A 10474-nucleotide genomic window follows, 5' to 3' on the forward strand; every position below is an offset into this window, starting at 1 on the left:
GCCATGGCGCGCGTGATTGCCACCTGGCTGCCTCGCTGTCCCACCTGCCACCGCTCCAACCACCGACGCGCCTCACGCAGCCTGCCCGGTCTCCCCGTGCACCCCGCGGGCCCCTGATGCAGTAGTGTTAGAAGGGTAGCCTTCAAAGTGGTGGCTCTCATTTGCAAACTCCTCTCGTTGAACTGTCTCAGCGACTCTTGGTGTCCGCATCCGACTGCGTGCTAGCAGCCTCGGTGTCGACAAGGCGGTAGCCGCCCGTCTGCCTGTCGGGCGGCCCCTGGAAGATGCCAAGCATGAGGGCCGCCACCTGGGCACTGTCCATTACGGAGCCGTCCTCCTCGCCTCCAGGAAGGTGACGCTACGCGAGGGGGCGCAGCTCAGTCCCGCTCGCGTAGGATTCGCTCCCAGAAGCGGGTCCCCTCGGCGATCCACCCTTCGGCCGGCGTGCCGGTGCCGACGCCGAAGCCATGGCCCAGGTTCGGGTAGCGGCGGAACTCCACGACGCTCCCAACCTTTCGGAGCGCCGCAACGCGCCGCTCCATGGCCGCTGGCGGAGCAATCCCATCCCGCTCGCCTACGACAACGAAGGTGGCGGGCTCGTCGGAGGAGTGGTCCGAATGCCCCGTGTAGGCCATCACCACGACCGTCGGCTTCGGGAGTTGCGCGCCGCCGAACGCCGCCGCGCCGTGTGAACCGATGGCGGCTGCCATCCTCGCCCCGGCCGAGCTTCCCCAGAGCGAGTAGCCGGACGTGCTGACGCCCAGCGTCTGCGCGTTGCGGAAGATGTACGTCAGGGCCGCGGCGAGGTCTTGGGTTGCCACTGCGGCGCCCTGTCCGGCCCGGTACCTCAGCACGAAGGCGTTGTACCCCCGGCGGCTGATCTCGGCAGCGTACGGGAAACCTTCGTGGACGCTGCCGACGTAGCTGAAGCCGCCCCCGGGACTGATGATCGCGAAGGGCGCTCCGGGCTTGCCACGGAAGTAGAACAGCCCGGTGCGGTTCTTGTCGGGCTCGTCCTGCCGCTGGGCTTCATCGTAGAACCGGTAGAAGACGGGCTTGCCGCCGTTGACGTCGTCGACCATGCGATTGAGCGCATGCGTCACCGTCTCGGGGTGGACCTCCGTGTGGTACGGCAACAGCGACCCAATCTTTAAGAGCGGCAGGGCCTCGTCGTACGCGCGCCCATCCCACGGCAGCAGCAACGGGCCGAAGCCCGCGAACGCCGGGTGGTGCAGCAGGTCTCGCAGGGTGCTGCGAGGACTGAGATGGCCAGCCTGGCCCTCCCTCATGGCACTTCCCCTCCCCTGTGCGACCGCGGCCCCTGCAGCAACGAGGAGGACGGCTGCGAAGCGGACGCTGCGCATCAGGACTGCTGCGCTCTGTCCCCGACGACGGACTTCAAAGTGGCTCATCGCAGCCTCGCTTCGGCCGGTTCCCTGTCTCACGGGTCAATGCCCGCCACGACGAGCGACCACGATATGAAGCGCCCCGCCACCTGTGCACGCATCTGGATTACCTCCTGGTGACGCCGTCGAGGACGTCCGGCTGCCGAATCACGGCTGTTTGGCCTCGAAGACTTCCTTCGCCACGCCGAGCGCCATCACCGCGCTCGGCCAGCCCGCATAGAACGCCAGGTGGGTGATGGTCTCGATGAGCTCCTCCCGCGTCACCCCGTTGTCGCGCGCCCGAGCGAAGTGGCCCCGCAGCTGGTCGGGGCGATTCATCGCGATGAGGGCGCTGACGGTGACGAGGCTGCGGTCCCGCTTGGACAGCTCCGGGCGCTCCCAGATGTCGCCGAAGAGCACGCCGTCCGTGAGCTCGACCATCTTCGGCGAGATGTCGCCGAACAGCTGCTGGGCCCGGGTGGGTTGGCCGTCTGCACCGACGCCGGGGCGTACGGGTGCCGCGGAGGTGGCCGCTCGGCCCGTGGCGGGCGCGCCGTACTGCGCGTCGCTCACCTTCTCCATCCAATCCACGGCCTTGCCGTCGAGGTGTTCGGAGACTGCGATGTGCGTCATCCGGCTCTCGTGCGAAGCCCCGTGCCAGTGCTTCTGCCCCGGCGGAATCCAGACGACGTCGCCTTTGCGAATCTCCTCGACGGGGTCGCCCCAGCGCTGCACCCGGCCCACGCCCTCCGTCACGTAGAGGACCTGGCCCAGCGGGTGCGAGTGCCAGGCCGAGCGGGCGCCGGGCTCGAAGGTCACGGCGGCGCCCGAGGCGCGTGCTGGGGGCTTCGCCTGGAAGAGCGGGTCGACCCGCACGGCCCCGGTGAAGTTCTCGGCGGGGCCTTCACGCGAGGTCTGTGAGCCGGCCCGGGCAATCTGCAGTCCCTGTGCGCCGTCACCTGGAGGGGCCACGGACACCCGGGCGTCCATCGACTCCCCGGTGTTGTTCGAGTGGGCACAAGCCACGGCCAGTAGCGGCAGCACCGCGGCAGTCAGTGTTGTGAGTCTCATGTCAGCAGTCCTTTCAGATGCGCCATGGCCGGGTCCATCAGAGGCCGGTGGTTCGTTCGAGGTGGTCGGGCCCGCCAGGGCTCCTGCCCCTCTACGGACCTTGCTTCTTCGGCGCCGCCTCCACTCCCGAGAAGACCTGCACCTGCTCCGGGAGCCGGGCGCCGCGAACCTCCACCGCCCGGACGGCGCGGTTCAGCTCGGCGAGTTCGGCCGGCGTAAAGCGCACGTCCGCCACCCCGATGTTGTCGAGCATGTGCGCCATCTGCGTCGTGCCCGGGATGGGGACGATCCAGGGCTTCTGCGCCAGCAGCCAGGCCAGCGCGATTTGCGCGGGGGTGGCACGCTTGCGCTCGGCCCAGCGCTTCACCAGCTCCACGAGCGCGAGATTGTGCGGCAGGTTCTCCGGAGAGAAGCGGGACTCGACGCCGCGGATGTCCCCCGGAGCAAAGCGCGTGTTCGCATCGATGGCCCCCGTAAGGAACCCCACGCCCAGCGGGCTCCACGGCACGAAGCCGATGCCCAGTTCCTGGCAGAGCGGGAGGACCTCCGCTTCAGGGCCACGCCACAGCATCGAGTATTCGTTCTGCACGGCGCTCACGGGCAGCGCGGCGTGTGCGCGCCGCAGCGTGCCCAGGCCCATCTCGGACAGGCCCCAGTGCAGCACCTTGCCCTGCGCCATGAGGTCCTTCACCGCGCTGGCGACGCCCTCGATGGGAATCTCCGGGTCGACGCGGTGCTGGTAGAGGAGGTCGATGCGGTCGGTGCGCAGGCGCTTGAGCATGCCCTCCACGACGCGCTTGATGTGCTCCGGGCGGCTGTTGAGCCCCGGTCGGCGCGCGCCGGTCTCCTGGTCGATGTTCCAGCCGAACTTGGTCGCGATGACGACCTTGTCGCGAAACGGCGCGACGCCCTCGCCGAGGATGCGCTCGACCTCATGCGGGCCGTACGCCTCGGCCGCGTCGTAGAAGGTGACGCCCCGGTCGAAGGCGGTCCGGATGATGCGGTGCATCTCGGGCCGGCTGGGGACCGTGGTCTGGTAGGTGCGGCTCATGTTCTGCACGCCGAGCCCGATGCTGGAGACTTCCAGCTTGCCCAACCTTCGCCTTCCGAGCGCCGTGGGTGCAGGTGGCCTGCTCGGCGCTGCCGCCTCCGCCGCAGCCGCTGCGGTCATGCCGCCCAGAAGCGGCGTGGCGGCGACGGCTCCCGCCGACAGGAGGAAGGAGCGACGTCCCATCTTGCTCTTCGGTTCCGATGCCATGTGCAATCCTCTCGTCAATGAAATGCGATTAGGGCGTTCAGGTCGTCGCGCACATGCTTCGGCTAGTCCTCGAGCGGCAGGTTCTCCATGTCGCGCACGCCGTCCAGCGCGCCCGGCGGATCCTCGGTGAGCGAGGCAAACAGCGCGTCGACGTCCTCCGGAGCAGGGCCAGTCGTGGCGTCGCTTTCGATGCTGATGGAATCGCCGGAGGTTGGGGTGAGTGCGTTGGGGCTATGCAGGGCCGCGGACGTCGCGCCCTAGGCCTCGGGGATGGCGATGCCGTAGTTGGCGAGGGTGATGCTGTCGGGGTCCGGCCCGCCACGGACTCCCGTATCGAGCACGTCGATTGCTGCCACCTGCTCGCGCGTGAGCTCAAAGTCGAAGACATTGAAGTTCTCAGCGATGCGCGCGGGCTTGATCGACTTCGGGATGGCAGAAAGGCCCTTCTGCAGGTGCCAGCGGAGCATCACCTGGGCGGCCGACTTGCCGTGCTGGCGCGCGATCCCAAGCAGCGTCGGGTCGTTGAACGTCGTCTTCTCGCGACCTCCGAAGTACGAGGTGATGCCGCCGATGGGCGACCAGGCCTGGGTCACAATGCCGTGCTTCGCGTGCACGCGCTGCAGCTCCGTCTGCTGGAAGTACGGATGCACCTCAATCTGGTTCACCGCGGGCACGACCTTCGCTGCGCTCAGCAGGCGCTCGAGGTGCCCGGGCATGAAGTTGCTCACGCCGATGGCGCGCACCTTTCCGTCCGCGAGCAACTTCTCGAGCGCGCGGTAGGCCTCGAGGGTGCGGTCGAAGGCCGACGGCAGCGGCTGGTGCAGCAGCAGCAGGTCCAGCTGCTCGACGCCGAGCTTGCGGGCGCTCTTGTCGAACGCGTGCAGCGTGGCGTCGTAGCCGTAGTCGCTGATCCACACCTTCGTCTCGACGAACACCGCGTCCCGGGCGAGGCCGGAGCGCCGGATGCCCTCGCCCACCTCGCGCTCGTTGCCGTACGCGGCCGCGGTGTCGATGAGGCGGTAGCCGGTCCGAAGAGCCGCCTCGACGGCCCCTGCCGTCTCGGCCGGAGGACTCTGGAAGACGCCCAGGCCCAGGGCCGGCATCTGCACACCGTTGCTGAGAGTGATGGTGGGGCTCTTTGCGCTCATGGTCCCTTCTTCCCTGCGCTTCCGTTGCGCGGTGGGTAGCGGGCTCGACTCGAGGCTCCGCACCGACACCAGGAGAAGTAACCCTCCCGGCGGCACCGGACTAGGTGGCGAGAGGGCAAAGGGCCTTGAAGCTGCGGTTGAAAATGCCTGCTGCTAAGACTGCGGAGCACCGGCGCCTGGGGGCGCAATGCGCCGACGGTGCGCCCCATCGGCTGCCCGAACGGACGCTCTCGATGAAGACCAACCTCCTGCCGCACTTGCAGACGTTCCTCGTGGTGGCGCGCCTCAAGAGCTTCAGCGCGGCGGCGCGCGAGCTCGGTGTCACCCCGGCAGCCGTGAGCCAGTCGGTGCGTCATCTGGAAGAGCAACTGCGGGTGGTGCTCTTCACCCGCACCACCCGCAGCATGGCGCTCACAGAGGCAGGGCGCCGGCTGCTTGAGGGCGCGGGGCCAGGCCTCGGCCAGGCGCTCGCCTCCCTGCAAGAGGTGTCGGCCCGGCCCGGCGAGGCGGTGGGGCGGCTGAAACTGACGGTGCCGGAGATTGCAGTGCCCTTCGTCATCACTCCCGTGCTGCCCGCCTTCCGCGAGCGCCACCCACGGGTGGAGGTGGAGGTGGTCTCCGAGAACCGCTTCGTGGACATCGTCGCGGACGGCTACGACGCAGGGGTGCGCCTGCACGAGGCCATCGAGCGCGACATGGTGCAGGTGCGCCTCACCGGGGCCTTCCGCTTCGTCGTGGTGGGCGCCCCCGCGTACTTCGAACGCCACGGCACGCCCCAGAGGCCCGAGGACCTGCTGCACCACGAGTGCTTCACCATCCGCATCCCCTCGAGCGGGGGGCTCTACGCCTGGGAGCTGGAGCGCGGGAAGCGGAACTGGCGAGTTCCGGTGCGCGGCAGCGTCGTCACCAACAACCGAGCGCTGATGCTCGCCCTGGTGGAGCAGGGTCTGGGGCTCGCGTACGCCTTCGAGCCGGCGGTGAAGGAGCAGCTGCGCGACGGGCGGCTGATGCGTGTGCTCGAGGAGTACGCACCCACCGTGCCCGGCTTCTTCCTCTACTTCCCGAGCCGGGCGCAGCGCTCCGGCCCCCTGCGCCTCTTCATCGAGGTGGCCAGGGAGTTCGCGGCCAGGACGCACTGAAGGGTCCGGCAGGCCTGTCGGGCCCGTCAGAATTGCACGGTCCACTTCGCTTGAGGCGCGCCGAGCCAGGCCTCGGCCTTCGTCGCTGGCCTACGTCTTGAGTGTGGGTGATGACCGACTCCAGGCGCCGCCAGGGCAGCGCCAGTCCTGCGGGGGCAGACCCAATCGGCGGCGCAACTTCACGCGTGGACCGCAAGACGAGGTGGCCGGACCCGCCTCCGGTGATCACGGTGGTCGTGTATCCGAAGGTGGAAGGACCGAGCCAGTACCCCAGAAGCATCCGCGTTCACGTGGGACTGATGGCCCTATGCCCGCTGGCCGACTTAGGGCGCCATCTACCCCTGACCTCCGTACACAAGGACCTTCAGGAGCTTCTTCACCTCGGCCGGGGCTTGGGGTCGCTTGTAATACCTCTTGGGTTTATCAATAGTAGACCTTTACTGCGAGGGCCACCGGCCCCGTCCTCCCGCAGCCGAGGCCCCACCAGGGAGCCGGGAGGCCCAAGCCAGTGCCCGCCGCGCGTCCCTTCCCACCTGGAGGCCGCACATGACCGATGACAGTACGCCGACCGATGAAACGCAGATCGAGGCCCCGACGCCGGAGAACACCTCCGACTTGGAGGGCGCCCGCCCCCGGCTCCGGTTCACCATCGAGACCACCACGTACGAGACCATCCGAGCGTTGGAGCGGCGGGGTAACGGCGAGGTGGTGCTCCTGGCCGAGCGTCACCTCCCCCATGGGCTCGCTGGACTCGTCACCATCAAGCGCCTGCGCAATCCCGCCACCTTCGAGCGGTGCCAGCGGCTGATCGAGGAGGTCCAGCTCGCCTTCCGACTCCACCACCCGGCCATCGCCCAGGTCCATCACCTGAAAATCCACGCCGACCGGCCGCACGTCATCGCGGAGTACGTGGACGGCCCCACGCTGGACACCCTCATCAGCCTCGCCACCATGCGCGAGAAGCCGCTCTCCGCGCCCTTCGCCCTCTACATCGCCGCCGAGGTGGCCGACGCCCTCCACCACGCGCACACCCTGAGGGACCAGGAGAACCGGCCGCTGGGCATCATCCACCGCGACGTGGCGCCCCGGAACATCCGCGTGGCCCGGAGCGGCGAGGTGAAGGTGACGGACTTCGGCGGCACCTATTCGCTCATGGTGGGCCGGGAGGAGACGCCGGGCCTCCTGCTCAAGGGCGACGTGGCGTACGCCTCGCCCGAGTACCTGCACCGCAAGCCCATGGATGGCCGGTCCGATATCTTCTCGCTGGGCCTCGTCCTCATGGAGATGCTGACGTGCAAGCACCTCTTCGACGTGGAGGACGAAAAGGCCCCCAACGCCACCGTGGACGTGAAGACGGAGGAGACGCCCTCGGTGCCCCTCACGCAGATGATCGCGCTCGTCAACCGCTACCGCCCCGAGGACGTGGAGAACGCGATGGCGGGCCTGCCGGATGCGCTCAAGGCCATCGTCCACAAGGCCCTCCAGCGCAAGCTCTCCGAGCGCTACGCCACGGCCGCCGAGATGCTCGATGCGCTGCGGGCGGCGCTCGCGGCGGAGTCACAGCCCTTCGGCCGGAAGGAGGCGGGCGAGGAGCTGGCGCGGATGCTGTCGGAGGCGTCCGTCCTGCGCGACCGGGTGGAGCTGGACGAAGAAGGTATCTTCCCCGAGGGCCTGGACGCCGACGAGGCGACGCCCACACCGAACGAAGAGTGAGAACAGGCGGCCGGGCCTTCCTGGAAGCAAGCGGGCCCCAGGTGTGGGCCCGCGTCGTTTCAGCGCAACAACACCTGGGCCACCTTCACGAGGGCATCGAGATGGTCCTCGTCCATCTTGCGCGCGAGGCCGGTGAGCTGGCGCAGCTTGGGCGCCCCGCCCTGCCCTCGCTCCCCCTTGCCCGATTTCGTCCCCTCCTCCGCGTCCGCGAGCCCCAGCAGTTCGTCCGAGGAGATGCGCAGCACCGAGCACATCCGCAGCAGCGTCTGGACGCTGGGCAGCATCTTCCCGCGCTCCAGGCGGCTGTAGACCATGTGCGCGAGGCCCAGCTTCTCGGCCACCTCCGCCTGCGTGAGCCCGAGTTGCGTCCGGGCCTCTCGGGCGGCACTTCCAATGCGAGTCGCCAGTTCTTCGTTCATGCGTCGGGGTACCAGGAACAACGAGAACCAGGTCTGGCGCGGGCAGGAGGGCCCGCGCCTCGGGGACGCCCCTTCCTGGCGCATCTTGGCAGCCGTGTCGATGCGCGATCAGCCCCGTCACGAGGCGGCACCGCCCCTATTGGCCGGCCCCACCGGGAGCGGGAACCTCCAGGGCCTTGCCGCCCAGGATGAAGTCCACGGGGACACGGAGGACACCGCACAGGCCCACCATCGTGGGGAGGCTGGGCAGCAACCTGCCGCGCTCCAGGCGGCTGAACACCAACGTCGGCACATGGATGGCCTCGGCCACCTGGGCCTGCGAGAGGCCCGCCCGATGCCGGGCGGCGCGGACATTGGTTCCGATCTGCTGGGAGAGCTTCGCGTACATGAGGAGACCTGGGAGAAGGAGGAGAATGCCGCGTGGGCGGCACTCCGAGCATACAGCTCGTCAGGTTCAACGATATTATCCGCTCAAGGTTTACCCTTCTCCCGCGCCACTTCGCGGGGGGAACTCGTACGAGTTCCACTGCCGGTTGAGAGCATGGCCAGGAACGCTGAACCCACCCGCCCCTCCCACGGAGAGGACACTTGAGCCCGCGTCTGCATCCCGTTGTGCCCCCGGGCACGGACATCGGCGGGTACCTGGTGGAGGAGAAGCTGGGGGCCGGGGGCTTTGGTGCCGTGTATCGAGCCCGGCGCGGAGGGCGGCTCTACGCGCTCAAACTCATCCCCCTCTGGGGGCTGGCCGAGTGGGCCGAGCGTGAGGTGGCCATCCTCCTGCGGCTCAAGCACTCCAATCTGGTGCGCATCCGTGGGCACGGACAGTGGCCAGACTCGGCGCCCCAATACTTCTTCATCGTCATGGACTACGTGGAGGGGCGCCGGTTGGATGTGTGGGCCAGGGAGGAGAACCCCTCGGCCCGAGAAGTCATGCTCAAGGTGCGCGGCGTGGCGCGCGGGCTGGGCGCCGCGCACCGGGCGAAGGTGGTGCACAGAGACTTGAAGGAGAGCAACGTCATCGAGCGCGCCGCGGACGGCGAGGCAGTGGTGGTGGACTTCGGCGCGGGCGGCTACGAGAGCGCCCCCAGCATCACCGGCGGCGTGCTGCCACCGGGCACGCCGGAGTACCGCGCGCCCGAGGCGTGGCGCTTCCAGCAGGAGCACGGGGACGAGCGTGGCCGCTCCTACCAGCCCGGCCCCTCGGATGACCTGTACTCGTTGGGCGTCGTTCTCTATTGGCTCCTGACGGGCAGGCAGCCCTTCCTCCCGGACGAGGCCGCAGGGGTGGAGGCCGTGCTCAACCGTGCGCCCAAGCCGCCCCATGTGCTCAACCCGCGCGTCCCCGAGGCCCTGAGTGTCGTGTGCATGCGCCTGCTGGCCAAGGAGCCCGAGGAGCGCCACCCGGACGCCGAGGCGCTGTGCGCGGAGCTGGAGGCCCTGCTGGCCCAGGCGAACGAGTCCTGGGACGTGAAGCTCTGCGACGCCTATGGCCCGGACACCGCCACCACGCTCGCGGAGGTGCCGCACGCGGGCGAAGACGAGCTGGTGCAGTGGTTGAAGAAGCGCAAGGCCCGGCCTCGCCGGGGGCCGCGTCAACGAGCGAAGGATGCCGCGCACGATCCGGAGTCAACCGCAGCGGCCATTCAGGCCGAGCTGCCGCCTCCAGTTCCCGCTCGCCCCGGTCCCACGCCTGCTCCGCCCCCGGCACAAGCCAGTCACTTCCATGACCTGCGCGCGGCGATCTGGATGGGGCTGCTGGTGATCTTGAGCGTGGGCGTGGGCGTGATCGCGCGCAACCTGCGGTCCTCCTCTCCTGCCCCGTCCGCACGTCACGCCTTGGAGCCTCGTTCCAACGCAGTCTCGTTCTCACCGTCAGCCGCCTCAACGTTCACGATTGCGCTCTGGGCTCCCGGTCAGGAAGTGGCGGCCCCCTGGATGCCACCGGAAGCTCAGGAAGCCGCAGCCGCGCTCAATGGCGCGCCCACCCTTGCGGCCGTCGCCCTTCCTGCGACGCTCTCCGAGGAGAAGGCTCCCGTGAAGATGAAGAAGAACACCGGCGTGTCCCCTGGCAAGGCGCTCGGCCTGGGGATCGCGGCCTGCCTGACGATGGCCTGCCCTGGCCCTCAGGTGCGCCCGACGCCACCTCCCGAGGACTGCCCCCCGGGCGCCGTCGAGGCGATGGAAAAGCTCGGCATCAAGGTGGGGGATGAAACGCTAGCCCGGATCGATCACGGGTAGAGGGGACACCGCGTAGCGACCGACCGATAACTGGAGAGTTCTCAAGGCTTTCCACCCATCGACAGGAGCTACGCGGTGAAAACAGAGTGTACCTCGAAGCAGC

At 68.8% G+C, this 10474-nt stretch carries 10 protein-coding genes; 3 read left to right on the top strand and 7 right to left on the bottom strand.

The genetic code is table 11. The annotated features are described in order from the left end of the window. Positions 1-187: 187 nt before the first annotated feature. From G4D85_RS50555 to G4D85_RS48185, 5 genes are all read right to left on the bottom strand, one after another. Positions 188-322 (bottom strand): hypothetical protein, encoded by a 135-nt coding sequence (locus G4D85_RS50555; protein ID WP_275900428.1) that lies wholly within the window; start codon positions 320-322, stop codon positions 188-190. A gap of 55 nt (positions 323-377) precedes the next feature. After that, positions 378-1289, bottom strand: a complete 912-nt coding sequence (locus G4D85_RS48170) for an alpha/beta hydrolase (RefSeq protein WP_240359947.1) — start codon at positions 1287-1289, stop codon at positions 378-380. 264 nt (positions 1290-1553) lie between these two features. Beyond that, positions 1554-2456 carry a (R)-mandelonitrile lyase gene (locus G4D85_RS48175; protein ID WP_164021838.1) on the bottom strand — a complete coding sequence of 301 codons (903 nt, stop codon included), beginning with the start codon at positions 2454-2456 and terminating at the stop codon, positions 1554-1556. Between the two features lie 91 nt (positions 2457-2547). Next, a complete protein-coding gene (locus G4D85_RS48180) occupies positions 2548-3552 on the bottom strand; it encodes an aldo/keto reductase (protein ID WP_240359948.1) in 1005 nt (334 codons plus the stop codon). Between the two features lie 419 nt (positions 3553-3971). Then, complete coding sequence (locus G4D85_RS48185) at positions 3972-4862, bottom strand: aldo/keto reductase (protein WP_164021841.1); 891 nt, start codon at positions 4860-4862, stop codon at positions 3972-3974. Between the two features lie 233 nt (positions 4863-5095). Between G4D85_RS48185 and G4D85_RS48190 the strand changes: the two genes are divergently transcribed. Together G4D85_RS48190 and G4D85_RS48195 are read left to right on the top strand one after the other, a co-directional pair. After that, entirely contained in the window at positions 5096-6001 is a 906-nt protein-coding gene (locus tag G4D85_RS48190) for a LysR family transcriptional regulator (protein WP_164021843.1), read from the top strand. A gap of 546 nt (positions 6002-6547) precedes the next feature. Beyond that, positions 6548-7714 (top strand): serine/threonine-protein kinase, encoded by a 1167-nt coding sequence (locus G4D85_RS48195; protein ID WP_164021845.1) that lies wholly within the window; start codon positions 6548-6550, stop codon positions 7712-7714. A gap of 59 nt (positions 7715-7773) precedes the next feature. Here the strand turns inward: G4D85_RS48195 and G4D85_RS48200 are convergent, their stop codons facing one another. Together G4D85_RS48200 and G4D85_RS48205 are read right to left on the bottom strand one after the other, a co-directional pair. Next, a complete protein-coding gene (locus G4D85_RS48200; RefSeq protein WP_164021847.1) occupies positions 7774-8133 on the bottom strand; it encodes a helix-turn-helix domain-containing protein in 360 nt (119 codons plus the stop codon). Positions 8134-8269: 136 nt separating this feature from the next. Then, entirely contained in the window at positions 8270-8521 is a 252-nt protein-coding gene (locus tag G4D85_RS48205; RefSeq protein ID WP_240359949.1) for a helix-turn-helix domain-containing protein, read from the bottom strand. A gap of 200 nt (positions 8522-8721) precedes the next feature. Here G4D85_RS48205 and G4D85_RS48210 point away from each other — a divergent pair, with 200 nt between their 5' ends. Continuing rightward, positions 8722-10371, top strand: a complete 1650-nt coding sequence (locus G4D85_RS48210; protein ID WP_164021850.1) for a serine/threonine-protein kinase — start codon at positions 8722-8724, stop codon at positions 10369-10371. The last annotated feature ends 103 nt before the right edge of the window (positions 10372-10474 follow it).

The sequence above is a fragment of the Pyxidicoccus trucidator genome (assembly GCF_010894435.1).
GTDB classification, from domain to species: domain Bacteria; phylum Myxococcota; class Myxococcia; order Myxococcales; family Myxococcaceae; genus Myxococcus; species Myxococcus trucidator.

Excerpts from the sequence above, each read along its gene's own strand:
- G4D85_RS50555 (WP_275900428.1), bottom strand. The coding sequence starts at position 322 with ATGGACAGTGCCCAGGTGGCGGCCCTCATGCTTGGCATCTTCCAGGGG.
- G4D85_RS48170 (WP_240359947.1), bottom strand. The coding sequence starts at position 1,289 with ATGAGGGAGGGCCAGGCTGGCCATCTCAGTCCTCGCAGCACCCTGCGA.
- G4D85_RS48175 (WP_164021838.1), bottom strand. The coding sequence starts at position 2,456 with ATGAGACTCACAACACTGACTGCCGCGGTGCTGCCGCTACTGGCCGTG.
- G4D85_RS48185 (WP_164021841.1), bottom strand. The coding sequence starts at position 4,862 with ATGAGCGCAAAGAGCCCCACCATCACTCTCAGCAACGGTGTGCAGATG.
- G4D85_RS48190 (WP_164021843.1), top strand. The coding sequence starts at position 5,096 with ATGAAGACCAACCTCCTGCCGCACTTGCAGACGTTCCTCGTGGTGGCG.
- G4D85_RS48195 (WP_164021845.1), top strand. The coding sequence starts at position 6,548 with ATGACCGATGACAGTACGCCGACCGATGAAACGCAGATCGAGGCCCCG.
- G4D85_RS48200 (WP_164021847.1), bottom strand. The coding sequence starts at position 8,133 with ATGAACGAAGAACTGGCGACTCGCATTGGAAGTGCCGCCCGAGAGGCC.
- G4D85_RS48205 (WP_240359949.1), bottom strand. The coding sequence starts at position 8,521 with ATGTACGCGAAGCTCTCCCAGCAGATCGGAACCAATGTCCGCGCCGCC.